The organism is Leisingera coralii (assembly GCF_049056525.1).
GTDB classification, from domain to species: domain Bacteria; phylum Pseudomonadota; class Alphaproteobacteria; order Rhodobacterales; family Rhodobacteraceae; genus Leisingera; species Leisingera coralii.
Window position 1 is genome coordinate 1 of record NZ_JBHUPT010000012.1, and the last position, 24,084, is coordinate 24,084.

Annotated in this window: 26 protein-coding genes; 10 read left to right on the plus strand and 16 right to left on the minus strand. The window is 65.7% G+C overall.

From position 1 onward, the window contains the following. Positions 1–61 precede the first annotated feature (61 nt). Complete coding sequence (locus ACFMBG_RS04565; protein ID WP_421053546.1) at positions 62–850, plus strand: FAD binding domain-containing protein; 789 nt, start codon at positions 62–64, stop codon at positions 848–850. 134 nt (positions 851–984) lie between these two features. Here the strand turns inward: ACFMBG_RS04565 and infC are convergent, their stop codons facing one another. Next, positions 985–1,542 carry a translation initiation factor IF-3 gene (infC, locus tag ACFMBG_RS04570; protein ID WP_476703262.1) on the minus strand — a complete coding sequence of 186 codons (558 nt, stop codon included), beginning with the start codon at positions 1,540–1,542 and terminating at the stop codon, positions 985–987. Positions 1,543–1,892: 350 nt separating this feature from the next. On the opposite strand from infC, the gene ACFMBG_RS04575 reads away from it, so the two are divergent. Beyond that, positions 1,893–2,447, plus strand: coding sequence for a hypothetical protein (locus tag ACFMBG_RS04575; RefSeq protein ID WP_421053547.1), 555 nt, complete (start codon positions 1,893–1,895; stop codon positions 2,445–2,447). 90 nt (positions 2,448–2,537) lie between these two features. Here ACFMBG_RS04575 and ACFMBG_RS04580 read toward each other — a convergent pair whose 3' ends face one another. The 7 genes from ACFMBG_RS04580 to cobA form a co-directional block, all read right to left on the minus strand. After that, entirely contained in the window at positions 2,538–3,065 is a 528-nt protein-coding gene (locus ACFMBG_RS04580) for a hypothetical protein (RefSeq protein ID WP_421053548.1), read from the minus strand. Between the two features lie 134 nt (positions 3,066–3,199). Next, positions 3,200–4,066 carry a ferredoxin--NADP reductase gene (locus ACFMBG_RS04585; protein WP_421053549.1) on the minus strand — a complete coding sequence of 289 codons (867 nt, stop codon included), beginning with the start codon at positions 4,064–4,066 and terminating at the stop codon, positions 3,200–3,202. A gap of 145 nt (positions 4,067–4,211) precedes the next feature. Continuing rightward, complete coding sequence (locus tag ACFMBG_RS04590; protein WP_421053550.1) at positions 4,212–4,607, minus strand: DUF934 domain-containing protein; 396 nt, start codon at positions 4,605–4,607, stop codon at positions 4,212–4,214. A gap of 3 nt (positions 4,608–4,610) precedes the next feature. Next, positions 4,611–5,372, minus strand: a complete 762-nt coding sequence (locus ACFMBG_RS04595; protein ID WP_421053551.1) for a phosphoadenylyl-sulfate reductase — start codon at positions 5,370–5,372, stop codon at positions 4,611–4,613. A 4-nt stretch (positions 5,373–5,376) separates the two neighbouring features. Beyond that, positions 5,377–7,041 (minus strand): nitrite/sulfite reductase, encoded by a 1,665-nt coding sequence (locus ACFMBG_RS04600; protein WP_421053552.1) that lies wholly within the window; start codon positions 7,039–7,041, stop codon positions 5,377–5,379. Further along, positions 7,034–7,342, minus strand: a complete 309-nt coding sequence (locus tag ACFMBG_RS04605) for a DUF2849 domain-containing protein (protein WP_421053553.1) — start codon at positions 7,340–7,342, stop codon at positions 7,034–7,036. The genes ACFMBG_RS04600 and ACFMBG_RS04605 overlap by 8 nt, the downstream gene beginning before the upstream one ends. Beyond that, positions 7,342–8,106, minus strand: a complete 765-nt coding sequence (gene cobA, locus ACFMBG_RS04610; protein ID WP_421053576.1) for a uroporphyrinogen-III C-methyltransferase — start codon at positions 8,104–8,106, stop codon at positions 7,342–7,344. The genes ACFMBG_RS04605 and cobA overlap by 1 nt, the downstream gene beginning before the upstream one ends. Before the next feature lie 203 nt (positions 8,107–8,309). Here cobA and ACFMBG_RS04615 point away from each other — a divergent pair, with 203 nt between their 5' ends. Next, positions 8,310–8,777, plus strand: coding sequence for an Lrp/AsnC family transcriptional regulator (locus tag ACFMBG_RS04615; RefSeq protein WP_421053554.1), 468 nt, complete (start codon positions 8,310–8,312; stop codon positions 8,775–8,777). A gap of 60 nt (positions 8,778–8,837) precedes the next feature. Here the strand turns inward: ACFMBG_RS04615 and ACFMBG_RS04620 are convergent, their stop codons facing one another. Beyond that, the gene (locus tag ACFMBG_RS04620; RefSeq protein ID WP_421053555.1) at positions 8,838–9,119 is read right to left on the minus strand and encodes a hypothetical protein; all 282 of its coding nucleotides are present in this window, start codon (positions 9,117–9,119) and stop codon (positions 8,838–8,840) included. A 104-nt stretch (positions 9,120–9,223) separates the two neighbouring features. Here ACFMBG_RS04620 and ACFMBG_RS04625 point away from each other — a divergent pair, with 104 nt between their 5' ends. Continuing rightward, positions 9,224–10,132 carry a LysR substrate-binding domain-containing protein gene (locus ACFMBG_RS04625; protein ID WP_421053556.1) on the plus strand — a complete coding sequence of 303 codons (909 nt, stop codon included), beginning with the start codon at positions 9,224–9,226 and terminating at the stop codon, positions 10,130–10,132. Positions 10,133–10,313: 181 nt separating this feature from the next. Here the strand turns inward: ACFMBG_RS04625 and ACFMBG_RS04630 are convergent, their stop codons facing one another. Further along, positions 10,314–11,498 carry a cytochrome P450 gene (locus ACFMBG_RS04630; RefSeq protein WP_421053557.1) on the minus strand — a complete coding sequence of 395 codons (1,185 nt, stop codon included), beginning with the start codon at positions 11,496–11,498 and terminating at the stop codon, positions 10,314–10,316. Between the two features lie 59 nt (positions 11,499–11,557). Here ACFMBG_RS04630 and ACFMBG_RS04635 point away from each other — a divergent pair, with 59 nt between their 5' ends. The 5 genes from ACFMBG_RS04635 (at position 11,558) to ACFMBG_RS04655 (ending at position 18,422) form a co-directional block, all read left to right on the plus strand. Then, positions 11,558–13,303, plus strand: coding sequence for a sensor histidine kinase (locus ACFMBG_RS04635; RefSeq protein ID WP_421053558.1), 1,746 nt, complete (start codon positions 11,558–11,560; stop codon positions 13,301–13,303). Then, a complete protein-coding gene (locus tag ACFMBG_RS04640) occupies positions 13,300–14,529 on the plus strand; it encodes a sigma-54-dependent transcriptional regulator (protein ID WP_421053559.1) in 1,230 nt (409 codons plus the stop codon). The genes ACFMBG_RS04635 and ACFMBG_RS04640 overlap by 4 nt, the downstream gene beginning before the upstream one ends. A gap of 738 nt (positions 14,530–15,267) precedes the next feature. Next, the gene (locus ACFMBG_RS04645; RefSeq protein ID WP_421053560.1) at positions 15,268–16,269 is read left to right on the plus strand and encodes a DctP family TRAP transporter solute-binding subunit; all 1,002 of its coding nucleotides are present in this window, start codon (positions 15,268–15,270) and stop codon (positions 16,267–16,269) included. Between the two features lie 99 nt (positions 16,270–16,368). Next, on the plus strand, positions 16,369–17,046 hold the full coding sequence (locus tag ACFMBG_RS04650) for a TRAP transporter small permease (RefSeq protein ID WP_421053561.1): 678 nt from the start codon (positions 16,369–16,371) through the stop codon (positions 17,044–17,046). Continuing rightward, positions 17,046–18,422 (plus strand): TRAP transporter large permease, encoded by a 1,377-nt coding sequence (locus tag ACFMBG_RS04655; protein WP_421053562.1) that lies wholly within the window; start codon positions 17,046–17,048, stop codon positions 18,420–18,422. Before ACFMBG_RS04650 ends, ACFMBG_RS04655 begins: the two co-directional genes overlap by 1 nt. A 182-nt stretch (positions 18,423–18,604) precedes the next feature. Here ACFMBG_RS04655 and tpiA read toward each other — a convergent pair whose 3' ends face one another. The 3 genes from tpiA to ACFMBG_RS04670 form a co-directional block, all read right to left on the minus strand. Next, positions 18,605–19,354, minus strand: coding sequence for a triose-phosphate isomerase (gene tpiA / locus ACFMBG_RS04660; protein WP_421053563.1), 750 nt, complete (start codon positions 19,352–19,354; stop codon positions 18,605–18,607). Between the two features lie 139 nt (positions 19,355–19,493). After that, a complete protein-coding gene (locus ACFMBG_RS04665; RefSeq protein WP_421053564.1) occupies positions 19,494–19,853 on the minus strand; it encodes a HesB/IscA family protein in 360 nt (119 codons plus the stop codon). Positions 19,854–19,975: 122 nt separating this feature from the next. Next, entirely contained in the window at positions 19,976–20,338 is a 363-nt protein-coding gene (locus ACFMBG_RS04670) for an SUF system Fe-S cluster assembly protein (protein WP_421053565.1), read from the minus strand. Positions 20,339–20,579: 241 nt separating this feature from the next. Here ACFMBG_RS04670 and ACFMBG_RS04675 point away from each other — a divergent pair, with 241 nt between their 5' ends. After that, positions 20,580–21,338: a hypothetical protein gene (locus ACFMBG_RS04675; protein ID WP_421053566.1), complete on the plus strand. Its 759-nt coding sequence runs from the start codon at positions 20,580–20,582 to the stop codon at positions 21,336–21,338. A gap of 25 nt (positions 21,339–21,363) precedes the next feature. Here ACFMBG_RS04675 and ACFMBG_RS04680 read toward each other — a convergent pair whose 3' ends face one another. From ACFMBG_RS04680 to rimK, 3 genes are all read right to left on the minus strand, one after another. After that, positions 21,364–21,642 (minus strand): NfeD family protein, encoded by a 279-nt coding sequence (locus ACFMBG_RS04680; protein ID WP_421053577.1) that lies wholly within the window; start codon positions 21,640–21,642, stop codon positions 21,364–21,366. Between the two features lie 2 nt (positions 21,643–21,644). Continuing rightward, positions 21,645–22,535: an SPFH domain-containing protein gene (locus ACFMBG_RS04685; RefSeq protein ID WP_421053567.1), complete on the minus strand. Its 891-nt coding sequence runs from the start codon at positions 22,533–22,535 to the stop codon at positions 21,645–21,647. A 74-nt stretch (positions 22,536–22,609) separates the two neighbouring features. Continuing rightward, on the minus strand, positions 22,610–24,016 hold the full coding sequence (gene rimK / locus ACFMBG_RS04690; protein WP_421053568.1) for a 30S ribosomal protein S6--L-glutamate ligase: 1,407 nt from the start codon (positions 24,014–24,016) through the stop codon (positions 22,610–22,612). Between the last annotated feature and the right edge of the window lie 68 nt (positions 24,017–24,084).

Below are 24,084 nucleotides of genomic sequence, written 5' to 3' on the forward strand. Positions count from 1 at the left end.
CACCCCCGGGATATTTCCAGCCAGAAGAAGAGCTTGAGCGCTCTTTGGAAAGGAAAAGAAGATGTATGAATTCGAGTTTGAGAAGCCCTCAACCGTCGCCGAGGCTGTGGCCGCGCTGGCAGACGAGGACGCGCAGGCGCTGGGCGGCGGGCAGACGCTGATCCCGACCCTGAAACAGCGGCTGGCGATGCCGTCGAAACTGGTCTCCCTCACCGCCATTCCGCAGCTGAAGGAGATGAGCGACAATGACGGCGTGCTGACCATTGGCGGTGCCGTCACCCATGCCGCGGTGGCAGAGGCCGCGGCGGGCAGCTATCCGGCGCTTGCGGATCTGGCCAGCCATATCGGCGACCCGGCGGTCCGCAACCGCGGCACCATCGGCGGCTCGCTGGCCAACAACGACCCGGCCGCCTGCTATCCGGCGGCGGCGCTCGGCAGCGGTGCCACCATCGTCACCAACACCCGCGAGATCCCGGCGGACGAGTATTTCCAGGGGCTGTTCGAGACTGCGCTGAATGATGGCGAGATCATCACCGCGGTGCGGTTCCCGGTGCCGCAGAAGGCCAATTACCAGAAGTTCCTGCAGCCTGCCTCGCGCTTTGCGCTGGTGGGCGTGTTTGTTGCCAAATACGCCGCCGGGGTGCGGGTGGCGGTCACCGGCGCCTCGGAGGAGGGCGTGTTCCGCTGGCGCGAGGTAGAGGCGGCGCTGGATGCAAGCTTTGCGCCGGACGCGCTGGACGGCCTCAGCGTAGATGCGGGCGGCATGATCGGCGACCTGCACGGCTCCAAGGAGTACCGCGCCCATCTGGTTGGGGTGATGGCCAAGCGGGCAGTGGCGGCCGCGGTCTGACACTGCCCGGCAGGGAACGTGCAGCAGGCGTCGGGCTCCGGCGCCTGTTTGCTTTTGTCCGCGGCCGCGCAGGCCACAGAAAAGCCCCGCAGCGGCTGCTGCGGGGCTTTGCATTTCACGATGGGTCTGGCGGCTTACTTCTTCGCCAGCGGGCCGATCATCATGATCATCTGGCGGCCTTCCATCTTCGGCATGTTCTCGACCTTGCCGACATCCTTGATGTCCTCGGCGACCCGCTCCAGCAGTTCGCGGCCAAGGTTCTGGTGCGCCATTTCACGGCCGCGGAAACGCAGGGTGACCTTCACCTTGTCGCCGTGCTCCAGGAACTTGAAGACGTTGCGCATCTTCACGTCATAGTCATGAGTGTCCGTGTTGGGGCGGAACTTGACCTCTTTGACCTCGATGATCTTCTGCTTCTTGCGGGCTTCGCTCTCGCGCTTCTGCTGTTCGTACTTGAACTTGCCGAAGTCCATGATCTTGCACACGGGCGGGGTGGCGTTGGGCGAGATTTCAACCAGATCCAGCCCGGCTTCGGCGGCCATGTCCATGGCTTTCGCGGGATGCACGACACCGACGTTTTCGCCATCGGCGCCGATCAGGCGGATTTCGGGGGCGCGGATTTTTTCGTTGACGCGCGGGCCGGTATCACGTTGCGGCGGCGCGTTATGAGGTCTGCGGGCTATGACTGCGATCCTTCTGTCATTGCAAAAAGTGCGGGAACGCTACTGCCCCCGCGCGTGTGATTCAAGGCTTATGCGCGGTATGGCGGCAGGAAAGCCGCTTTTCAAGGCCGCATATTGCAAATGGTCCCTGAAACAGGGGCTTTTGCGGCCTGCGGTGCCCTGCGGGGAGCGCGGCGCAACGTCCTGAAAAGGCTCGGTTGCGGCGGGGTTCCGCCGGTTGCGGGGCTGCGGCGGCGCGCGGCCGCCCGTGCGGCGGCGGCGGCGAAGTTTCCCCTTGAGCGGAACCGCCTGCCGCCCCATTTGGCACAGCAGATGGCGAGAGACCGGCCAGCGGGGCCGGATCGTGGAAGGAGTCCATTATGAAACAGTTGTTGATCGTGATCGCCCTGGGTGTCGCCGCAGTGGCCGGCTACATGATGCTGACCGGCCCCAAGCCGCAGGAAACGGTGCCGCAGGCGGAAGAGGGGCAGAGCAGCACAGTCCCGGAAACGGCCGAAGAGGGCACCGCCCCGGCTGAGCAGGCTGTGGAAGATGCGGCCGAGGCCGTCGAAGGCGCGATCGAGTCCGGTGCCGAAGCTGCCGGAGCGGCGGTTGAGGCGGTGCAGGACACGCTGAACGAGGCTGCAAATGCTGCGGCTGAGGCCGTGGGAGACGCTGTCGAGGCGGCGCAGGAGACGGCTGGTGAAGCTGCTGGCGGCGTCGCCGACCTGGCCGGCGAAGCGGCGGACGCGGCGGATGACGCCGTGGAACAGGCTGGTCAGGCTGCGGATGCCGCAGCGGATGCAGCTGCAGGCGCGGCAGATGCGGCACAGGACGCTGCTGCAGATGCCGCCACGGAGGAGCTGAACACCACCGGCGGTGCGGTTGAGGGCGGCGCGTCCGTGGAAGGCGAAAGCACCACCGGCAGCAACTGACCGGGGCTGCAGCCCGTCAAGCGGCCGTCAGCGGCCGCTAATGTGAACAGGAGGCGGCCGGCCCGGCTGGCCGCCGCATTCCGGGACGTATCAGTGCGGCCGGGCCTGCGCCTGCTGCGCGACCTTCGCCATCTGCTCCAGCGGTGTCTGGCCGCCGGACTGGGGCTGAGACTGGGCCTGAGGCTGGATTTGGGGCGCCAGGAAGGCCAGGAACGTCTCCCAGCCGCCGGCGCTGCTGCCCTGTTTGCGGGCGCGCTGGATCTGCAGCTGCGCAACGCCGACCAGGTCCAGCGGTTTGGAGCCGTCATAGGCGCTGCCGGTGATGCCGGCCAGGTGGCTGCGGAACTTTTGGCCCATCGAATTCAGGAGCAGCATCGGCGCGGTGACCGGGTGGCCGGCCTGCACCAGCTCATCAAACATTTGGTCAATGTCCTGCGGGGCGATGGCGCGGGCGTCATAGCGGGCCTTGATGCCGGCGATCTTCTCGGGGATCGAGGGCTGCACCTGGCCGGGGCGGGACTGGAAGCCTGCCACCGCGGCCTTGACGCGTGCCTTGCCTGCCTCTGTTCTGACCGACATGAAGACCGGCGACTGCCCGGAGGCCAATTCATTCTGCATTGCGAGCTTCTCCGTTCTGGATACTTGGCTCAGGAATACAGAATCATCCCCAACAAATGATAAACGGGAGGCGGCAGCCTCCCGTCAAAACCGTGTCAAAACCTGGGCAGCCTCGCAGCCGCCCAAGTGTCCCCTCAGTCCAGGAACGCCTTTTCCACCACGAAATGCGCGGGCTTGGAGTTGGCGCCCTCTTCGAGACCATAGGTGTTCTCGAACAGGTCCTTGAGCTCCAGGTTGAAGGCCAGGTTGCCGCAGATCATCGCGCGGTCGCTTTCCGGGTTCAGCGGCGGCACGCCGAGTTCGGCAAAGGCCTCGCCGGAACGCATCAGGTCGGTGATGCGGCCCATCTTGGGGCTCTCCTCGCGGGTGGTGGTCGGGTAGTACTTGATCTTCTTCCAGAAGCCTTCGCCGATCACCTCGTTCAGGAGCTCATCGTCCTTCAGGCTCTCGATCAGGCGCTTTCCGTATTCCAGCTCGCCCACCTCGCGGCAGGTGTGGGTGATGATCACCTCGTCGTAATCCTCGTAGGTCTGCGGCTCGCGCAGCAGCGAGGCAAAGGGTGCAAAGCCGGTGCCGGTGGCAAAGAACCAGATCCGCTTGCCGGGCAGCAGCGCGTCATGCACCAGGGTGCCGACCGGCTTGGGCCGCAGGATGATCTCGTCGCCGGGCTTGATGTGCTGCAGCTTGGAAGTCAGCGGGCCGTCCTGCACCTTGATCGAGTAGAACTCCATTTCCTCGTCCCAGGAGGGGGAGGCGATGGAATAGGCGCGCAGCAGCGGCTTCTGCTTGCCGGTCTTGGGGTCCGGGTCGTTCATCAGGCCGATCATCACGAACTCACCCGAGCGGAAGCGCAGCGACGCAGGCCGGGTGCAGCGGAAGGAGAACAGCCGGTCGGTCCAGTGTTTCACCTCGGTCACGGTCTGAGCGTCGGGCAGGGCCGGCACGGCCTTGGCCGGTTTCGGATCGGTTGCGGTGTCGGTCACGGTTGTCATCTCATTCATCGGTTGCACTGCCGGAGGAGTAGCCGGCACCTCTGATTAATCTTTGATACAGGTCAGGAAAAGCCCCGGTTTCGGAAAACCGGCCCCGCGCGTGACGCAACGGCACCGGTTTCAGAGGCATTTCCCAGGTTCGGAGGGGGCTGGCTCAGCGGGCAGCGGTGCTGCCGCGCAGGCGGGCCTGGTAGCTGTGCGCCTTCCAGTCGGCGCGGGCAAGCCATTGATCCTCGGGCTGGCGGGCGGCCAGCTCATCGCTGATCTCCACCTCGTCAAAGCCGGAGCGGCGGGCCATCGCGTACTGGTCGGCCAGCACATGGCCGAAGGCGCGCAGGCGGCCCTCATAGCCCTTCAGCCGCAGCTGGCGGGCCAGGGTAAAGCCGCGGCCGTCGGCAAAGCTGGGGAATTGCACCCGCACCAGTTCGACGCCGTCCAGCGGCACGTCATTCAGGCTGGCATCAGAGGCCAGTTCCAGCACATTGGCGCCGTCAAAGCCGCCGGTCCAGTCATCCTGGGCAAAGCCCGTGTCCGTCACGATAACAGTCATCGTTCAAGCTCCTGTTCGCACGAATTTGCCATCCACCACATGGATGCCGCATTCTTCTTTGTTTTCGCCGCGCCAGCGCCCGGCACGGGGGTTTTCGCCTTCCTTGACCGGGCTGGTGCAGGGCGCGCAGCCGATCGAGGGATAGCCCTTGGCCACCAGCGGATGGCGGGGCAGGCGGTTTTCGTCCATGTAGGCGCGCACGTCCTCGGGCGCCCAATGGGCCAGCGGGTTGATCTTGAGCCGTCCGGTGCCGTCCTCGACTTCAAAGAAGTCCAGAGCAGCGCGGGAGCCGGACTGGAACCGCTTGCGGCCGGTGATCCAGCCTTCATAGCCGTCCAGCGCCTTTTGCAGCGGGATCGTCTTGCGCAGGGTGCAGCAGGCGTCCTTGTCGCTGAAGCGCAAGGCCCCATAGGGGTCCTTTTCGGCGATGTCGTCGGCGCGGATGATGCGCACATTGCGCAGGCCCAGCCGCTCGCTCACCTCCTGCTGATAGAGCAGGGTTTCGGTGAACAGCAGTTCGGTGTCCACGAACAGGACCGGCGTCATCGGGTCGATGATCGCGGCCATGTGCAAAAGCACCACGGATTCCGCGCCGAAAGAGGAGACCAGGGCGATATGCCCTGCGTCCCGCAAAGCGCCCTCCATCACCGAGGTGGCCGAATGGTGGCGGTAGCGCGCATTGAGCGCTTCCGCCTTGGCGGCCAGCTCCCGGTCCCGGGGGCCGATGGGCTCCCCGGCGGGCTTGTTTCCGGCTGAATGGAACATCAGATCAGGCGACCTTTTTCTGAGCCTCGGGATAGAGCGCGGCCTTGAACGGCTCCATGCCGATCCGGCGGTAGGTTTCGAGGAAGGTTTCCTCTGCGCTTTCACGCTGCGCCATGTAGACTTCGACGATCCGCTCCACGGCTGGAACAATCTCGTCATAGGCAAAGCCCGGGCCGGTGCGGGTGCCGATGGCAGCCGTCTCGGTGGCGTCGCCGCCCAGGGTGATCTGGTAGTTCTCCACCCCTGCGCGGTCCAGGCCCAGGATGCCGATGTGGCCCACGTGGTGGTGGCCGCAGGCGTTGATGCAGCCCGAGATCTTGATTTGCAGATGGCCGATGTCGTGCTCCATCTTCAGTTCGTCAAAGCGGGTTGCGATCTCCTGCGCGACCGGGATCGAGCGGGCGGTTGCCAGCGCGCAGTAGTCCATGCCCGGGCAGGCGATGATGTCCGAGATCAGGCCGATGTTGGCGGTGGCCAGGCCGTGCTCTTTCAGCTTGGCGTGGATCGCAGGCAGGTCGTTCTTGTGGACATGCGGCAGGATCACGTTCTGCTGGTGGCTGATGCGCAGCTCGTTGTAGCCGTACTGCTCCGCCAGATCGGCCATCAGGCGCATCTGCTCGGCGCTCGCGTCGCCCGGGGTTGCCCCATGCGCCTTGATCGAGATGGTGGCGATGGCGTGGCCCTCGGCGCGGTGCGCGTGCAGGTTGGTGTCGGCCCAGGCGCGGAACACCGGGTCGTTTGCATAGGCAGCATCGAACACATCGGCCGGGGCGGAGCGGAACTCCGGCGCCTGGAAATGCGTCTTGATCTCTTCCAGCAGTTCCTGGTCGGTGCCGTCGTACTGGCCGCGGATTGCAAGGAAAGCTTCCTCGGTCATCGCGCGGTAGGTGTCGATGCCGTTCTCGGAGACGGTGATCTTGATGCGCGCCTTGTACTTGTTGTCGCGCCGTCCCAGCACGTTGTAGACGGTCAGCACCGCTTCCAGATAGGGCAGCAGATCCGCCTGCGGCAGGAACTCGCGCAGCACCTGGCCGATCATCGGGGTGCGGCCCAGGCCGCCGCCGACGATGACCTTGAAGCCAATCTTGCCGTCCTGTTCCACCACCTGCAGGCCCACGTCATGCGCCTTGATCACGGCGCGGTCGGCGCTGCTGCCGGTGATAGCGATCTTGAACTTGCGGCCCAGGAACTGGAATTCCGGGTGGTCGGTGGACCACTGGCGGATCAGCTCGGCATAGGGGCGGGGATCGGTCAGCTCATCCGCGGCGGCACCGGCGAAATGGTCGGCGGTGGTGTTGCGGATGGTGTTGCCGGAGGTCTGGATGGCGTGCAAGCCAACCTCACCCAGCGCATCCAGCATGTCCGGGATGTCGCGCAGCTTGGGCCAGTTGTACTGGATGTTCTGGCGGGTGGTGAAGTGCCCGTAGCCCTTGTCCCACTTCTCCGCCAGCAGCGCCAATGCGCGCATCTGGTTCGGGTTCAGGGTGCCATAGGGCACCGCGACCCGCAGCATATAGGCGTGCAGCTGCAGGTAAACGCCGTTCATCAGGCGCAGCGGCTTGAACTCGTCCTCGGTGAGGGAGCCGTCGATGCGGCGCTCGACCTGGGCGCGGAACTGGGCGTTGCGTTCTGCCAGGAAGGCTTCGTCGAATTCATTGTACTTATACATTGGCTTCGGCCTCCTGTTTGCCGTGGAAGTAGTTCGAGGGGCCGGTGCGGCGGAATTCCTCGCGGAAGTGGGTCGGCTCGGGGCCGTTCGGGCCTGCCTTGGCGTCGGCCAGATAGGCGCCGACGATCTTGATGTTCTGCTTCTCCGCCTCGATCAGGCGCAGCTGGGCTTCGGCCTCATCGGTGATCAGCTCGGCCTCCGCCATGTTGCGGGTCCAGCCGTTGTCAGCGGTGAAATAGATCACGTCGCCTTCCAGCAGGTCGTTGGCGGTGATGACTTTGGGCGTAAAGGGGCGAGGCATTATGCAAGCTCCGTCTTGAGGTCGTTCAGGGCGGCCGCCGCTTTGCGCGGCGCAAGTCCCAGGAAGGTGAGGGCGGGGCCGTCGAACCCGGCCGCGTCGAGGTCGGCAGGCAGGCGGTCCAGCGTGGTTTCCAGCACCCGCTGTTCGGGGCGGGAGGCGTTTTCGACAATGGTCACCGGCGTCGCGCGGCTGGCGCCATGCATGATCAGGCGGCCCTGCACGAAGCGGGCGGATTTCTTGCCCATGTAGACCGCGGCAACCTCGCCTGGGCGCGCCAGCGCAGCCCAGTCGTGATCGGCAAAGCCCTTCATGTCGTGCCCGGTCAGGAACCGCACCGAAGAGTTGCGGCCGCGCTGGGTCAGGCTCTGGCCGATGCCGGCCACGGCGGCAGAGGCCGCGGTGATGCCGGGGATGATCTGGCTGGCGATGCCGGCGGCTTCCAGCGCGGTCAGCTCTTCATCCAGGCGGGCAAAGACGGTGGGGTCGCCGGCCTTCAGCCGCAGCACCTTCTTGCCGGCCTTGGCGTGGGCCACCAGGCGCGCGCAGATCTCCTCCTGGCTGACCTGCGGGCCAAAGCCCTCCTTGCCGACGTTCTCCAGAACCGCTTGCGCCCCGGCCAGCGCCATGATCTCTGCGCTGACAAGACGGTCATAAAGGATCACGTCCGCCTCTTGCAGCGCGCGCAGGGCTTTCAGGGTCAAGAGCTCCGGGTCGCCGGGGCCGGAGCCTGCAAAGGCAACCTGCCCCGGTACCAGGCAACACATGCCGCCGCGGACGTGAGCGGTGGCATTGACAGCATGTGTCGTGTGTGCGGACATCCCTGTACCCTCTGTGCGGTGTGTTTGACTTGAGGGTAGATATAGGAAATATTCCCGGTATTGCGCTATATGGGCGCTCAAATAAGAACGTTGGTTTTGCTGAGGCGGGATGCCGGGCCGATTGGTCCTCGCAATAGGAGAAAACAGGAATGACGGTGCGGATCGACGGCACGGACCGGAAAATTCTGGCTGAACTGCAGCGGGACGCCAGCCAGTCGCTGGACGAAATTGCCCGCCGGGTGGGGTCTTCCAAGACGCCCGTTTGGAATCGGATCCGCAAGCTGCGCGAGGCCGGGGTGATCGGCCAGCAGACGGTGCTCTTGGACCCGGAGGCGCTGGGGTTCGAGGCCTGTTTCTTTGTCCTCATCCGCACCTCGGAGCATGAGGCGGAATGGCAGGCCAAGTTCCTGCAGGCCCTGCGCGACCGCCCGGAGGTGCAGGAGGCGCACCGGCTGGCGGGCGATATCGACTATATCCTGAAAGTCCGGGTGCAGAACGCGCGTGCCTATGACGTGTTCTACCAGGCGCTGATCTCCGAGGTGAAAGTGCACAACGTGACGGCGCTGTTGTCGATGGAAGAGATCAAATCGACCACCATGCTGCCGCTGGGCGCCTGACCGGCGGCTGCGGTTCTGCGACAGCGGGCAGGACCGGTGTCCTGCCGGCTGTTCCGGTTGTCACAGGGGCGGGCGCAGCAGCAGATGCCGCCCGTCCTGCAGCCGCCAGGGGGATGTCTCACCAGTGGCAGCCTCCGGCATCACGCCGATGTCGGCCAGCAGATGCGGAGATGTTTCCGTCAACCGCTGCAGCTCGTGACGCGGCACCTGCACTGCGTCCTGGGGCGCCGTTGCATGAGGCTCAGCTTTTCTCAGTCCCGTCCGGCCTGCAATCCAGCCAAGCACGCTGCGGGCAAAAGATCCGTGGGGCCGGACGCCTGCGTTTTCACAATATGCAGTCATGGCTATTCCTCCGTTCTGGCCTTTGAGAGGTAGGGCCGGAGAGGCTTGCGCGCAAACCAGTTAAACTCCACCATGGATCAGGAAAACTGACCCATGGTGAAATGATGCGCCTGCCGCCCCTCAATGCCCTCCGCGCCTTCGAAGCCGCTGCCCGCCATGAGGGCTTCATCGCTGCCGCAGACGAGCTGTTCGTGACCCGGGGCGCGATCAGCCGCCAGGTGAAGATCCTGGAGGACCACATCGGCGTGCAGCTGTTCCACCGCAATGCCCGCGGGGTGGAGCTGACGGCGGCGGGGGGGCGGCTCTATCCGGTGCTGACAGAGGCCTTTGCGATGATGCAGCGCGAGGTGGAGCAGATTGCGGCGGATGCCGCGGAGCTGCGGGTGATCTGCCCGCCGACGCTGTCGATCCGCTGGCTGCTGCCGCAGCTGGAGCAGTTCCGGGCCGCGCATCCGGAGATCAAGCTGCAGCTGACCACGGATTTCTACAGCAGCAAGGGGTTCAGGGGGGCGGAATACGATCTTGGCATTTCCGTTGAGAACCGCGTCGGGCGGCCGCCGGACATCGAGGTGCTGCCGCTGTTCGAAATGGTCCTCGCCCCGGCCTGCGCCCCGTCGCTGCTGCCGGCGCTGGAGGCCGGCCCCGCGGCGCTGGCCGGCCAGCGGCTGCTGCACGAAAGCCCGCGCCGCTTCGACTGGGCGACCTGGGTGCAGCATTTCGGGGTGGAGCAGGTGGACCCTGCCAGCGGCGAGGCGTTTCCGAACCTCGACATGGCCACCCGCGCGGCGGTGATGGGGGCCGGCGTGGTGATGGCGGATCTGGTCCTGTGCCACGAGGAACTGGCGCGCGGGGATCTGGTGCTGCCGTTTCCGGAGATGACCTGCGGCACCCCGGACGGCGCCTACGCGCTGATCGGCGAGCGGCAGAAATGGAACGACCCCAAGGTGGCCGCCTTCCGGGACTGGCTGCTGAGCGGCCCCTGCATGGCCGCCGTTTCCGCCCTGCCGCAGTGAGCGCCGGGCGCTGCCGGGCAGGGCGGAGAGGGGGCGCTGCCCCCTCGGCGCTGGGGCGCCTCACCCCCGGAGTATTTTGCCAAAGGTGAAATGGGGGGCGCCGCGCCGCGTCAGCGGCGCTTGGCCCAACCGGGCAAGGGGATCTGTGATCCCTGCTGCGCGGGCGGGAGCGCCCGGGTTTTTAGCTGCGGGTCACCATCAGCCGGGTCAGGCCGTGGAAGTGGTAGCTGTTCGAGTATTCCGGCTCTGCCGCCAGCTTCAGGTCCGGGCAGCGCTCGAACAGGACCGGCAGGGCGATCTCCATTTCCAGCCGCGCCAGCGGTGCGCCGACGCAGAAGTGCAAGCCGCCGCCAAAGCTCTTGTTCACCTTCGGAGGCCTCGACGGGTCGAAGCGGTCCGCCTCGTCCAGCGCCGCCGGGTCGCGGTTGGCGGCCCCCAGCAGCAAGGCCACCTGGTCGCCGCGCTGAAAGGTGTGGCCGAAGACTTCCGCCTCCTCATAGGCGTAGCGGGTGAACATGTGCAGCGGCGGGTCGTATCGCAGGATTTCCTCCACCAGTCCCTCGATGCCTTCCGGTGCCAGCCATTCCGGCTGCCAGCCCTGCTGCAGCATTGTCTTCACGCCGTTGCCCAGCGAATGCACGGTGGCCTCGTGGCCCGCGTTCAGAAGCAGGATGCAGGTGCCGATCAGCTCATCGGTGGAGAGCTTGTCGCCTTCCTCCTCCGCCGCGATCAGCCGGGTGATCAGGTCATCGCGGGGGTCGTTTCTGCGCTGCTCGATATAGCCGCGCAGAAAGTCCGTGAACTCCTGCGAAGCCTGGGCTGCTGCGTGTTCGGTTTCTTCCGTGCGCGCTGCCTGGTACATCGCCACCATCTTGTGCGACCAGTCCAGGAGCTGCGGCGCCATCTCCTCCGGCACGCCCAAAAGGCGGCAGATGGTGATCACCGGCACCTGGGTGCAATAGGCGTCCAGCAGGTCAAAGGGCTGGTCCGGGAAGGCATCAATCAGCTGGTGGCACAGATCCTTGATGCCCGGCTCCAGCGCCGTAATCTCGCGCGAGGTGAAGGCGCGCAGCACCAGGCGGCGCAGGCGGGTGTGGCGGGGCGGTTCGGCATCGAGCATCGAATGCGCCTCCACCGCCAGGAAGGGGGCGAGATGGGCGGGACCCTCCGTGCGCAGCTCCTCCGGCACCTCGCGGCCAAAGCGGCGGTCGCGCAGCAGCATGTGCACGGCGGAATGCCCGAAGGCAGCCATCATGCCGTAGTCCTGCCAGTAGTGCAGCTGGCCGCCGGCGCGGGCGGCGGCATAGAAGGGATAGGGGTCCTGCACGAAGGCGGGATCGGTGGGGGATTGGATTAAAGTCTTCATATACCGGTTGTTGCCGTTGCATCTGGTCAATGCAAGGGGCGCTTTGATATCGTGCCGTAATGAAAACACAGCACTTCCTTCGCTGGAGCCTGCCTGCCGGGTTCCTTCTGGCCGTGGCGGCATTGGCGCTGGCGGTCTGGTCGTACGGCTACCGCCAGGCGCTGGACAGCCTGGCCGAGCGCAGCGCTGCCGACCTGGCCCTGGCCTCGGACCGCGTCAGCACGCAATTGCAGGTCTATCAGGAGCTGGCGGTGCTGACCGCCGAACACCCGGTGCTGGCGGATCTTTCCACTGGGGCCCAGCGGCTGGAGGCCGCGGATCTGTTGCGCGCGATGGCGGACAAGACCGCGGCCCTGGATGTCTTCTTTGCCGCCAGCAGCGGACGGGTGCTGGCCGCCGCCGAAGGGGTCACCGGGGACAGCGTGGCGCAGCAGGACTATTTCATCCGGGCCATGCAGGGTGCCCTGGGCACCGGACATGGGGTGCTGCAGCCCGAAGAGAGGCGCGCGTATTTCTACGCGGCTCCGGCCTTTGCCCCGGATGGCGGGGTGCGGGGGGCGCTGGTGGTGGTCGCTGACGTGGAAGATGTGGAGCAGACCTGGCGCGGCTCGCTGCCGGCGGTGTTCTTTACCGATCAGGGCGGCGAGGTGTTCATAGCAAACCGCTCGGAACTGCTGTTCTGGCAGCGTGGTGCGGAGGGGCAGAGCCCGAGCGTGACGGGCAGGGATTTCTATGCCGGGCATGAGATTTGGAGCCTGCAGGGCAGCCCGTACTTGCCGCAGCAGGCCCTGCATCTTTCGGTCGAATTGCCGGTGATCGGCATGACCGGCGAAATCCTGGTGGATGTGGCCCCGGCCCGGCGGATCGCGGTGCTGCAGGCGGCGGCGCTGGCGGCGGTGTGCCTGGCCTTTGGCGCCATGCTGTTCATCGTGATGGAGCGGCGGCGCACCCTGGCGGAAGCCAACGCGGTGCTGGAAAGCCGGGTTGAAAAGCGGACCAAGGCCTTGTCCCTCGCCAATGACCAGCTGCGCCGTGAGGTGCGCGAGCGCGAGGAGGCCGAGGCGGCGCTCAAACGCGCGCAGGAGGAGCTGGTGCAGGCGGGCAAGCTGTCGGCCCTGGGGCAGATGTCGGCGGGGATCAGCCATGAGCTCAACCAGCCGCTGATGGCGATTCAGCAGTATGCCGAGAACGGCGCTGCCTTCCTGGAGCGCGGCAAGGCGGAGCGCACGGCAGAGAACCTGGGGCGGATTTCGGACATGGCGGCGCGGATGGCGCGGATCATCAAGAACCTGCGCGCCTTTGCCCGCAACGAAAGCGAGCCGATGGGGCAGGTCGATCTGGTGCAGGTGATCAGCGCTGCGGCAGAACTGACCGCGCCGCGGCTGAAGGCGGAGCAGGTGGACCTGCGCTGGCAGCCTGCGGACTATCCCGCGCCGGTCTATGCCTGGGGCGGCGAGGTGCGGCTGACGCAGGTCTTCGTGAACCTGATCAACAACGCGGCGGATGCGATGCAGGGGCAGGTGGAGAAGGTGATCTCGATCTCCATCGTGACCGGCGCGCGGCTGCAGGTGCGGGTGCAGGACAGCGGCCCGGGCATCAAGGAGCCGGAGAAGATGTTCGAACCGTTCTATTCCACCAAGGTGGTCGGCAGCTCCGAGGGCATGGGGCTGGGGCTGTCGATTTCTTATGGTCTGGTGCAGAGCTTTGGCGGCAATATCCGCGGTACCAACACCGGCGGCGGCGCGGTGTTCACCGTCGAGCTGGAGCCGTGGAGCGACGCCGGGCAGAGGGATGACGCCGCATGATCCGCAAGGTGCTGCTGGTGGATGACGATGCCGCGGTGCGCGAAGCGCTGGCGCAGACGCTGGAGCTGAACGACCTGGAAGCGGTCACCGCGGGGTCCTTTGTGGCGGCGAAGGACCATATCACTCGCGAATTTGCGGGGGTTATCGTCTCGGACCTGCGGATGCCGGGGCGGGACGGGTTTCATCTGCTCGACTATGCCCGCAGCGTCGATGAGGAACTGCCGGTGGTGCTTCTGACCGGCGAGGGCGACATCCCGATGGCGGTGAAGGCGATGTCGCAGGGAGCGTTCGACTTCCTGGAGAAACCCTGTGCCGCTGCCGACTTCCTGCCGGTGCTGGAGCGCGCGCTGAAGACCCGGGCGCTGGTGCTGGAGAACCGGCGGCTGAAGCGGCAGCTAGAAACCGGCGATCCGGCCTCGCGGCTGCTGTTCGGCAGCTCGCCGCAGGCGGAGGAAATGCGGCAGCGGGTGCGGGCGGTGGCGCCGACCGGGGCGGAGGTGCTGGTCACCGGCGCGCCGGGCAGCGGCATTTCCAAGGTGGCGGAGGTCATCCACCTGATGTCGCCTGCGGGCCAGGGGCCGTTTGTGAAGCGCCCCGCCGCCGGGCTGGCGGCGGAGACGGTGGCGGAGCTGTGCCAGGAGGCGGCGGGCGGGTCGCTGTTCCTGGACGAGGTGCAGGCGCTGCCGGAGGCGGCGCAATATGCGCTGCTGGCGCAGCTGGAGCAGGGCTGCGGGGTGCGGATCATCGCGGGCTCCAGCGCCGATCTGGCGGGCAAGGCGGAGGCGGGCGCATTCAGCCCGGACCTGTTCTACCGGCTGGACGTGATGCGGGTGCGGATCCCGTCGCTGGCGGAGCGGCCGGGCGATATCCCGGTGCTGTTCCGGCATTACGTGGCGCAGGCGGCGGAGCAGGCGGGGATCGAGCCGCCGGAGATCGGCCAGGAGCATCTGGCCGCATTGATGGCGCAGGACTGGCCGGGCAATGCGCGCTCCTTGATGTCGGCGGCGATGCGGTTTGTGCTGGGGATGCCGGAGGAGGCCGCCGCCGCTGCGGGACTGGGGCTGGCAGAGCAAATGGCGCAGGTGGAGCGCTCGCTGCTGATTGCGGCGCTGGGGCGGGCCAACGGGCGCGCGGCTGCGGCCGCGGAAGCCCTGAAGCTGCCGCGCAAGACGTTTTATGACAAGCTGGCCCGCTATGGCATCCGGCCCGAGGATTACCGCCGCTGAGGGCGCTGAGGGCGGACGGGGGCGGGTCGTCAGGTCCGGCGGTGATGCCGGGATATTGAAGGAGGCGGCGCCGCCGGGAAGCCCCAAGGGGCCATGGGCGGAGGGAGGACGGGGGTCGCAAGCCCCCATGTCCGCTGAAGCCTTCGGTGCGGGACGCCCCTGCACCCGATGAAGAGGTGGTCTTGGGGGCCCTGTGATCTCCTGGTTGGTGCGGGGTGTCAGTCCGCACCGGTGTCGCGACGGATGGCAGTATTGCAGCGCGGGGTTAAGGCCGGGAAAGCGGGGCGTGCGGCGGGCGCGCAACACCTTGGCGGGCTTCCAAGGATAAGCGCTCTGTTAGGTGCGCTCTTGGGCCGTGCCGCGTGTGGCACGGCCCGCGCCCGACCTCCCCCCCGGGAGGGCGCTTCGCACCCGCCCGAGGCCGGTCGCGGGCCTGATGTTGCAGACAGGCCGCCTGTTGATTCCCCTTTTCATTTTGTCCGGCGCTAACATTTGTGCGGTTTTCCGCACAAAGCCCGAAATACCTTGTGCGGGATTTCGCACAGCTTTTTATCCGTATTGCCGGGACGCATTCAGAGACGTCCGTAAGCATCTGTCAAATTGCGGAAATTCCGGATGGCAGATGATTCCCGAATCAATTCTTGAGCGGTTTTCCGCAACTTGGGATGCTTTGGGCGGGCTTCAGCCATGCGCTGAAAGCAACATCGAATTTTCGAATGACTTTCTGGGAGGAAAGAGATGAAATTCCTGACCACTGCTGCAACCGCACTGGCACTGGCTGTTTCCGCAGGCGCCGCAAGCGCTGCCTGTGACGATGGCGAGATCGTGGTGAAATTCAGCCACGTCACCAACACCGACAAGCACCCCAAGGGGATTGCCGCGTCGCTGCTGGAAAAGCGCGTGAACGAGGAAATGAACGGCACCATGTGCATGGAGGTCTACCCGAACTCCACGCTGTACAACGACAACAAGGTGCTGGAAGCGATGCTGCAGGGCGACGTGCAGCTGGCCGCGCCGAGCCTCTCGAAGTTCGAGAAGTTCACCAAGCAGTTCCGCCTGTTCGACCTGCCGTTCATGTTCAAGAACATCGAAGCCGTGGATGCCTTCCAGGCGTCCGAGACCGGCCAGGAGATGCTGAACTCGATGCAGCGCCGCGGCCTGCAGGGCCTGGCCTACTGGCACAACGGCATGAAGCAGATGTCGGCCAACAAGCCGCTGGTGGAGCCGTCGGATGCCAACGGGCTGAAGTTCCGGGTGCAGTCCTCCGACGTGCTGGTGGCGCAGATGGAAGCGATCGGCGGCTCGCCCCAGAAAATGGCGTTCTCGGAAGTCTACGGCGCGTTGCAGCAGGGTGTTGTGGACGGCCAGGAAAACACCTGGTCCAACATCTACGGCAAGAAGTTCTTTGAGGTGCAGGACGGCGTGACCGAGACCAACCACGGCGCGCTGGATTACCTGGTGGTGACCTCGGTCGACTGGCTGGACAGCCTGGAGCCGGAAGTGCGTGACCAGTTCCTGACCATCCTCAAGGAAGTGACCGCGGTGCGGAATGCCGAGTCGACCAAGGTGAACGGCGAGGCCAAGCAGGCGATCATCGATGCCGGCGGCGTGGTGCGCGAGCTGACCCCTGAGCAGCGTGCGGCCTGGGTCGAGGCGATGAAGCCGGTGTGGGAGAAATTCGCAGGCGACGTCGGCCAGGAGAAGATCGACGCCGCGCAAGCCATCAACGCAGGCCTGTAATCCGGGCCTGTCCGGGGTGCCGCCACGGGCGCCCCGTTCCCGCAGGCGGCGCGGGGATCCGCCGCCTGCACCCCTTTCCGCAAAACTTGGGAGGCAGCCATGGCGGGGTCCAGAACCGGCCCGAGCGGGCTTATCAACTCACTCGAAGAAACCCTGATCGCGCTCCTCCTGGGGCTGATGACGGCGATTACATTCGCCAATGTGATCGCGCGCTTCGTGTTCAATTCCAACATTCTGTGGGCGCTGGAGCTGACCGTGTTCCTGTTTGCCTGGCTGGTGCTTCTGGGCGCGTCTTATGCGGTGAAGACCCATGCGCACCTGGGCGTCGATGCCATCGTCAACATGCTGGCGCCCGGCGCGCGCAAGGCGGTTGGCCTGTTTGCCGCCGGCTGCTGCATCGTGTTCTCGCTCTTGTTGCTGAAGGGCGCCTATGACTACTGGGCGGTGTTTGCCGATCTGCCGCCCACCTCGGGCCGCTGGTTCCCGACGGGGCTGGATTTCAAGGCCCGCTCGCAGAGCTTCTATGAGGTGCAGGACGTGCCGATGGTGGCGGTCTTCAAGTTCCTGGAGGACCTGATCAACTACGGTGACTCCTACGAGAAACTGCCGAAAGTGGTGCCTTATGTGGTGCTGCCGGTGTCGATGCTGCTCTTGGTGTTCCGCTTCATCCAGGCGGCGTTCCAGATTGCCCGCGGCGAGGCGGACCGGCTGGTCGCCAGCCATGAAGTTGAAGATGAAATTGCAGAAGTGCAGGCGCAGCGCGGGGAGCATGACTGATGGAAGTGGTAATCCTCTTTGCGATGGTGATCGGCCTGTTGCTGATCGGGGTGCCGATTGCGGTGTCCCTGGGCCTCAGCTCCACCATTTTCCTGCTGATCTATTCCGACAGCTCGCTGGCGTCGGTGGCAGGCACGCTGTTTGAAGCCTTTGAAGGGCATTTCACCCTGCTGGCGATCCCGTTCTTCATCCTGGCCTCCAGCTTCATGACGACGGGCGGCGTGGCGCGGCGGATCATCCGCTTTTCCATCGCCTGTGTCGGCCACCTGCCGGGTGGTCTGGCGATTGCGGGGGTGTTTGCCTGTATGCTGTTTGCGGCGCTGTCCGGGTCGTCTCCGGCAACCGTGGTGGCCATCGGCTCCATCGTGATCGCAGGCATGCGGCAGGTGGGCTACACCAAGGAGTTCGCGGCTGGCGTCATCTGTAACGCAGGCACCCTGGGCATCCTGATCCCGCCCTCCATCGTGATGGTGGTCTATGCGGCGGCGGTTGAAGTGTCCGTGGGCCGGATGTTCCTGGCGGGTGTCATCCCGGGTCTGCTGGCCGGTCTGTTCCTGATGGTCACCATCTACGTGATGGCCAAGGTCAAGAACCTGCCCAAGGGCGAGTGGAAGGGCTGGGGCGAGATCATCACCTCGGGCCGCGAGGCTGGCTGGGGGCTGTTCCTGATCGTGATCATCCTGGGCGGCATCTATGGCGGTATCTTTACGCCCACAGAAGCGGCGGCGGTGGCGGCGGTCTATGCCTTCCTGATTGCGAGCTTCGTCTACAAGGACATGGGGCCGCTGTCGAACGGCGAGGGCGCGGCCAAGACGCCGCTGATCAAGAAGCCTTATGCGCTGGTCACGGCGTTCTTCCACAGCGACACCAAGCACACGCTGTTCGAGGCGGGCAAGCTGACCGTGACGCTCTTGTTCGTGATCGCAAACGCGCTGATCCTGAAGCATGTTCTGACCGACGAGCAGGTGCCGCAGCATATCGCCAACGCGATGCTGTCGGCGGGCTTTGGCCCGATCATGTTCCTGGTGGTGGTGAACGTGATCCTGCTGATCGGCGGCCAGTTCATGGAGCCCTCGGGCCTGCTGGTCATCGTGGCGCCGCTGGTGTTCCCGATTGCCATCGAGCTGGGCATCGACCCGATCCACCTGGGCATCATCATGGTGGTGAACATGGAGATCGGCATGATCACCCCGCCGGTTGGCCTGAACCTGTTTGTGACCTCGGGCGTGGCGGGGATGCCGATGATGGGCGTGGTGCGGGCGGCCCTGCCGTTCCTGGCGGTCTTGTTCGTGTTCCTGATCCTGATCACCTATGTGCCCTGGCTGTCCACCGTGCTGCCAAACGCGGTGATGGGGCCGGAAATCATAACCAACTAGGCGGTCTGCCAAAAAAGAAACGCCCCGGGAAACCGGGGCGTTTTTCATTTCAGGGCAGGGGCGCTGCCCCTCTTGTCCCTTCGGGCCAATTCACCCCGGAGTATTTAGGCAAAGAAGAAAACTGATTGGCTTCATCTTTCCTGAAAATACTCAAATCCGAAGCCCGCGCCGCAGCGCGCCGTTCAGCTGGTTTCCAGCGCGGTGATGATCGGGGAGAAGTCCGCAGCCTTGAGGCTGGCGCCGCCCACAAGCGCGCCGTCGACGTTGGAGACGGCGAAGATTTCCGGGGCGTTGGACGGTTTGACCGAGCCGCCGTAGAGCAGGCGGATGCTGTCTGCGGTCTCAGCCCCGAAGCGGGCGTTGAGTTCGGCGCGCAGGAAATCGTGCACCTCTGCGATCTGCTCCAGTGTCGGGACCTTGCCGGTGCCGATGGCCCAGACCGGTTCATAGGCGATCACGGTGTCGGCACCGGTGGCAGAGGCCGGGACAGAGCCGGCCAGTTGGGTGCCCACTACTTTCAGCGTGTCGCCGGCTTCGCGCTCCGCCAGGGTTTCGCCGATGCAGACTACGGCGGTGAGGCCCTCGCCGATGGCCGCCTCAGCCTTGGCGCAGACCTGGGCGTCGCTTTCGCCGTGGTCGGCGCGGCGTTCGGAGTGGCCGAGGATCACGGCGGAGGCGCCTGCGTCCTTGAGCATCGCAGCTGACAGGTCGCCGGTGTGGGCGCCTTCAGGTTTTGCGTGGCAGTCCTGGCCGCCGATCGCGACTGCGCTGCCTTGAGCGGTGTCCGCGGCGCGCGACAGCAGGGTGGCGGGCGGGCAGATCAGGATGTCTGCGGCCGGGGCGGGGTGGCTTTCAGCCAGGGCCGCCAGTTCAGCGAGGTTTTCGCCGGTGCCGTTCATCTTCCAGTTGCCTGCTGCCAGTTTCCGCCGCATGGGGGTGCCTCCGAATGTCCTGTCTGGGCGTGACTGGTAGCACCCGGAGCCGGGCGGCGCAATTCGCTTGCAGGGTGAGCGGTGATGCAAAAAGGGCGGGGAAGACCCCGCCCGGTGGATTTTGCCCTGGAGCGCCGGATCAGGTGCCGGGCGCTTCCTTGAAGGAGATCGACTCGCCGCAGCCGCAGGCCTCGGCGACGTTGGGGTTGTTGAACTTGAAGCCGCTTTCCAGCAGCGTCACCTCATAGTCGATTTCGGTGCCGAACAGGAACATCTGCGCCATCGGCGCGATCAGGATGCGGGCACCGTCCTGCTCGACCACCTCGTCGTTGGGGTCGGCCTGGTCGACATATTCCATGGTGTATTCCATGCCCGCGCAGCCGCCCTTCTTGACGCCGATGCGCAGGCCGGCGCGGCCGTCCTTCTGCATCAGCTTGGCGATCTGCGCCGCCGCCTTGGGCGTCATTGTCACAGCCTGCTTGCCGGGAATTCCAAACATCCGGGTCTCCAAAATTCGCGCGTTACTTTTTATCTAGGAGTCTCTGGCCGCTGTCTCAAGAGCGCCCGGGCACAGGACCGGCGCGGCGGGCATGCCGCACCGCGCAGGTCCGGACCCGCGGCTTACATGAAGCCGAGCTCGAGCCGGGCCTCGTCGGACATCATCTCCATGCCCCAGGGCGGCTCCCAGGTGAGCTGCACATCGACGCTTTTGACGCCGGGCACCGGCGAGACCGCATCTACGATCCAGCCCGGCATCTCGCCCGCCACCGGGCAACCGGGGGCGGTCAGGGTCATGATGATCTTCACATCGTTCTCGTCATTGATGTCGATCGTGTAGATCAGGCCCAGCTCGTAGATGTTCACCGGGATTTCCGGGTCATAGACGGTGCGGCAGGCATCGGCCACGGCCTCGTACAGCGGGTGGCTGACGGAGGAGGGCGCGATCAGCGGTGCGCCTTCAAGCGGTTCGGAAGGATTGGTCATGATGGTCCCGGTCTGATTTTCCGACGGTTTATATAGGAAATGTGGGGCCCGGCGTCCAGAGGGGCAGCGCGCGGTCGCAGGCAGGATCTGCCTGTCAACTTTGCGTGAGTATTTGATTTGGGCGGAGTTCTGCGCTAATCTGTTGCTCTCCCATGAAGTTTTGAGAGCTGCCTGGACGCAGCGGCTGGATGTAATACGCCGGCCGCGGGGGGTGTCCGGCGGGAACGGGGGAGGGAGAGCCATGCCAAAGCCGACCGCCCGCGTACGGGCTGCCGTGACCGCCGTGCTGGCGTTCGCCACGATGCTGGGAAGTGCTGCCGCGGCCCATGCCCAAAGTGACTGGAGGTGGCAGCTGACGCCTTTTGTGCTGGCGCCCTCGGTGGAAAGCACCACCGAGCTGGGCCGGGCCGGGGGCGATGTCTCCTTTGATGCCAGCGACGTGTTCGACCAGCTGCAAGCGGGTGGAATGCTGCAGTTTGAAGGCAGGCACAGCAGCCGTTTCGGGTTCCGGCTGCGGTATTCCCTGCTGGACGCGGACGCAGACGCCAGCAGTTCTGCCGGCGAGCTGCCGGTGACCTATGACCAGAATGTGGCCGAAGCGGTGCTGACCTACAGCTTCGGGCGCGGGCGGGACAGTTTCGAGCTGTTCGGCGGCGTGCGCCATTGGGATGTGGACGTGATTGCCCGCTTGCCCGGCGGCACCTTGCGCCGGGGCGCGGACTGGACCGACCCGATTGCCGGGCTGCGCTGGCAGCGCAGCCTGTCGCCGGATTTCAGCATCCTGCTGGAGGGCGACATCGGCGGGTTCGGAGTGGGGTCTGATCAGAGCTGGTCGGCCATGGGCGGGCTGGTCTATGACCGCTGGGAGCGTGCCTCGATCTACGTGATGTACCGCGGGCTGGGGGTCGATTACGAGGAAGGCACCCGCGGCACCAGCAGTTTCTTCCGCCATGATGCGGTGACCCACGGGCTGCTGGCGGGCGTGGGGTTCCGGTTCTGAGGGGCGGCCGCTGCGGCCGGTCCCCTTAGTCGTTGATGTCGTGATCGAAGGTCTTGACCTGGCCCTTGGGCAGGGCAAACAGCCGTTTCAGCAGCAGCCAGGCCGCCAGCGACAGGCCGGCAAAGATCAGCAGCAGTAAGGGCAGGCCCCAGCTGCCGCCGGACACCAGCAGCAGCAGCGCGACCGCGGCGGCGCCAATGGCGAAGCCGAGGAAGACAAAGCCCGGCACGAGGATTTCGAGGATGCCCAGCACCAGCGCCGCTGCACCCCAGACCCACCAGAGCGTCCAGATCCCGCCGTCCATCATCACTTGCTTCCCTTCAGCAGCTTGAAGGCGTCGCCAAAAGCCTCCAGCGCGTGGGCCGGCACCACGATGGTCTGCTTGCCGTCGCCGTTCCCCAGCGCATTGAGCGCCTCGACCTGTTTCAGCGCCACCTGGTACTGCGCCGCCTCCAGCCCGTTGTCGCGGATCGCCTGGGCAACGACACCGGTGGCATAGGCCTCGGCGTCGGCCTGGATGCGGCGGGCCTTGGCGGTCTGCTCGGCGGCGTAAAGCTCGGCATCGGCGGCCAGTTCGACGGCGCGCTTCTGGCCCTCGGCCTCGGTCACCTGGGCGCGGCGGGCGCGTTCGGCATTGAGCTGCTGCAGCATGGCGTCGCGGGTGGCCTGGTCGAGGTTCACGTCCAGGATCTCGGCGCGGGTCACTTCGATGCCCCAGTCATCCACCGCGCTTTCGACGCTTTCCTGGATGCGGGCGATCAGCTGGGCGCGGTTCGATTGCACCTCGTCCAGGTCCATCTTGCCGATCTCGGCGCGCACGATGCCGGCCACGGTGGTGGCAATGGCGCCGTCGACGTCGCGGATCCGGTAGACGGTCTTTTCCGGCTCCAGGATGCGGTAGAACACCGAGGTGTCGATCTGCACCAGCACGTTGTCCTTGGTGATCGCGTCCTGGGTCGCGTTCGGCAGCTGGCGTTCCAGGATCGAGATCTTGTGGCGGGCCACGTCCAGGAAGGGCACGATGAAGTTGATGCCCGGCCCCAGCACCGAATGCAGGCGGCCAAAGCGCTCGACCACGTATTTCTCCGACTGGGGCACGATCTTGACCCCTTTGAGCGCGACGATGATCAGGAGGAGGGCACCCAGCAGGTAGAGCAAATTGCCGGACAGCAGGTCGAGCAGGTCGTTTTCGGTCATGAATATGCTTTCTGTTTCAAACCTCTGCGCGCAGGATCTTGCGGGGGCGAACGGAGGTCAAGGAAAACCGCGGATCAGCTGGCAGCGGGTTTGATCCGGCGCGCCGGGGCGGGGCGGACGCGGTTCTCGATCTCGTCGTAGATCAGCGCGGCGATGTTCTTGGAGGAGGTCGTCTCGATGCCTTCCAGCCCGGGGGAGGAGTTCACCTCCAGCACCTTGGGGCCGGTTTCTGAGCGCAGCAGGTCGACGCCGGCCACATTGAGGCCAAAGGCGCGGGCAGCGCGCACGGCGGTGCTGCGTTCCTCCTTGCTGATGCGCACCGGTGCGGCGCTGCCGCCCAGGTGCAGGTTGGAGCGGAAATCGCCATCGGCGCCGGAGCGTTTCATCGCCGCCACCACCTTGGCGCCGACCACGAAGCAGCGGATGTCCTCGCCCGCGGCCTCCTTGACGAACTGCTGCACTAGGAAGTTGGCCTTGAGGCCGCGGAAGGCGGTGATCACGCTTTCGGCGGCCTTCTTGGTTTCGGCCAGCACCACGCCTTTTCCTTGCGTGCTTTCCAGCAGTTTGACGATCAGCGGCGCGCCGCCCACGATCTGGATCAGGCTGCCGGTATCCTTGGGTGAGGCGGCAAAGGCGGTGGCGGGCATGCCGATCTTGTTGCGGGCCAGAACCTGATGCGCGTGCAGCTTGTCGCGGCTGGCAGTGATGCCATCGGAGCCGTTGACGCAGAAGGTGCCCAGCGCCTCGAACTGGCGCAGCAGCGCGGTGCCGTATTGGGTGACCGAAGCGCCGACCCGCGGGATCACCGCGTCATAGCGGGGCAGGCGCTTGCCGTCATAGTGGATTTCCGGCGCCAGCGCGTTGATCGCCATGTAGCAGCGGGTGGTGTCGATCACCTCCACTGTATGGCCGCGCTTCTCGCCCTCGTCGACCAGGCGGCGGGTGGAGTAATTGTCCTCGCGGCTGAGCACGGCAATTCGCAGCGCCCGCTTGGGGGCGGTCTTGCGGATGCTGGCGGAGGAATAGACCGAGTAGTCGAGCTGCGGCTGGCAGAAGCGCTCGCCCGGCACGACCGTCATGTTCTCGGTCAGTGCCTGGCGGCCCAGCAGCATGTGCTTGGCCATGCCGCGCCGGTCGGTCAGCGTCAGCTCCACTGTCCAGGTCTGGCCCGCGACCTCCAGCCCGGTCTGGATCACATAGCGCATTTCCTTCTCGCCGTTGGAGGAGGTGACCTCGCGGCGGTCGGTGATTGGGGCGGAGCAGGGGATCTCCAGATCGTACTGGCCGGGGATCGGGTGCACCATGAAGCGCACCTTGGGGGCGTTCTGCGGCCCGAAGGTCTCAATCTCGGTGGCGTGCAGCGAGGAGGTGCGGGCCCCGGTGTCGACCTTGGCGCGCAACGCGGGCAGCCCCAGTTCCGGCAGGCTGACCCACTCCTCCCATCCGAGTTTCAATTGCGGCGCGGGGTCTGCTGTGGACATGCGCGGGGCTCCTTGGCATTAGGGGGAATCACCGGTGTGCCGGTGTCATGGTAACGGCAGGAATACGA

Excerpts from the sequence above, each read along its gene's own strand:
- ACFMBG_RS04565 (WP_421053546.1), top strand. The coding sequence starts at position 62 with ATGTATGAATTCGAGTTTGAGAAGCCCTCAACCGTCGCCGAGGCTGTG.
- ACFMBG_RS04575 (WP_421053547.1), top strand. The coding sequence starts at position 1,893 with ATGAAACAGTTGTTGATCGTGATCGCCCTGGGTGTCGCCGCAGTGGCC.
- ACFMBG_RS04580 (WP_421053548.1), bottom strand. The coding sequence starts at position 3,065 with ATGCAGAATGAATTGGCCTCCGGGCAGTCGCCGGTCTTCATGTCGGTC.
- ACFMBG_RS04585 (WP_421053549.1), bottom strand. The coding sequence starts at position 4,066 with ATGAATGAGATGACAACCGTGACCGACACCGCAACCGATCCGAAACCG.
- ACFMBG_RS04590 (WP_421053550.1), bottom strand. The coding sequence starts at position 4,607 with ATGACTGTTATCGTGACGGACACGGGCTTTGCCCAGGATGACTGGACC.
- ACFMBG_RS04595 (WP_421053551.1), bottom strand. The coding sequence starts at position 5,372 with ATGTTCCATTCAGCCGGAAACAAGCCCGCCGGGGAGCCCATCGGCCCC.
- ACFMBG_RS04600 (WP_421053552.1), bottom strand. The coding sequence starts at position 7,041 with ATGTATAAGTACAATGAATTCGACGAAGCCTTCCTGGCAGAACGCAAC.
- ACFMBG_RS04605 (WP_421053553.1), bottom strand. The coding sequence starts at position 7,342 with ATGCCTCGCCCCTTTACGCCCAAAGTCATCACCGCCAACGACCTGCTG.
- cobA (WP_421053576.1), bottom strand. The coding sequence starts at position 8,106 with ATGTGTTGCCTGGTACCGGGGCAGGTTGCCTTTGCAGGCTCCGGCCCC.
- ACFMBG_RS04615 (WP_421053554.1), top strand. The coding sequence starts at position 8,310 with ATGACGGTGCGGATCGACGGCACGGACCGGAAAATTCTGGCTGAACTG.
- ACFMBG_RS04620 (WP_421053555.1), bottom strand. The coding sequence starts at position 9,119 with ATGACTGCATATTGTGAAAACGCAGGCGTCCGGCCCCACGGATCTTTT.
- ACFMBG_RS04625 (WP_421053556.1), top strand. The coding sequence starts at position 9,224 with ATGCGCCTGCCGCCCCTCAATGCCCTCCGCGCCTTCGAAGCCGCTGCC.
- ACFMBG_RS04630 (WP_421053557.1), bottom strand. The coding sequence starts at position 11,498 with ATGAAGACTTTAATCCAATCCCCCACCGATCCCGCCTTCGTGCAGGAC.
- ACFMBG_RS04635 (WP_421053558.1), top strand. The coding sequence starts at position 11,558 with ATGAAAACACAGCACTTCCTTCGCTGGAGCCTGCCTGCCGGGTTCCTT.
- ACFMBG_RS04640 (WP_421053559.1), top strand. The coding sequence starts at position 13,300 with ATGATCCGCAAGGTGCTGCTGGTGGATGACGATGCCGCGGTGCGCGAA.
- ACFMBG_RS04645 (WP_421053560.1), top strand. The coding sequence starts at position 15,268 with ATGAAATTCCTGACCACTGCTGCAACCGCACTGGCACTGGCTGTTTCC.
- ACFMBG_RS04650 (WP_421053561.1), top strand. The coding sequence starts at position 16,369 with ATGGCGGGGTCCAGAACCGGCCCGAGCGGGCTTATCAACTCACTCGAA.
- ACFMBG_RS04655 (WP_421053562.1), top strand. The coding sequence starts at position 17,046 with ATGGAAGTGGTAATCCTCTTTGCGATGGTGATCGGCCTGTTGCTGATC.
- tpiA (WP_421053563.1), bottom strand. The coding sequence starts at position 19,354 with ATGCGGCGGAAACTGGCAGCAGGCAACTGGAAGATGAACGGCACCGGC.
- ACFMBG_RS04665 (WP_421053564.1), bottom strand. The coding sequence starts at position 19,853 with ATGTTTGGAATTCCCGGCAAGCAGGCTGTGACAATGACGCCCAAGGCG.
- ACFMBG_RS04670 (WP_421053565.1), bottom strand. The coding sequence starts at position 20,338 with ATGACCAATCCTTCCGAACCGCTTGAAGGCGCACCGCTGATCGCGCCC.
- ACFMBG_RS04675 (WP_421053566.1), top strand. The coding sequence starts at position 20,580 with ATGCCAAAGCCGACCGCCCGCGTACGGGCTGCCGTGACCGCCGTGCTG.
- ACFMBG_RS04680 (WP_421053577.1), bottom strand. The coding sequence starts at position 21,642 with ATGGACGGCGGGATCTGGACGCTCTGGTGGGTCTGGGGTGCAGCGGCG.
- ACFMBG_RS04685 (WP_421053567.1), bottom strand. The coding sequence starts at position 22,535 with ATGACCGAAAACGACCTGCTCGACCTGCTGTCCGGCAATTTGCTCTAC.
- rimK (WP_421053568.1), bottom strand. The coding sequence starts at position 24,016 with ATGTCCACAGCAGACCCCGCGCCGCAATTGAAACTCGGATGGGAGGAG.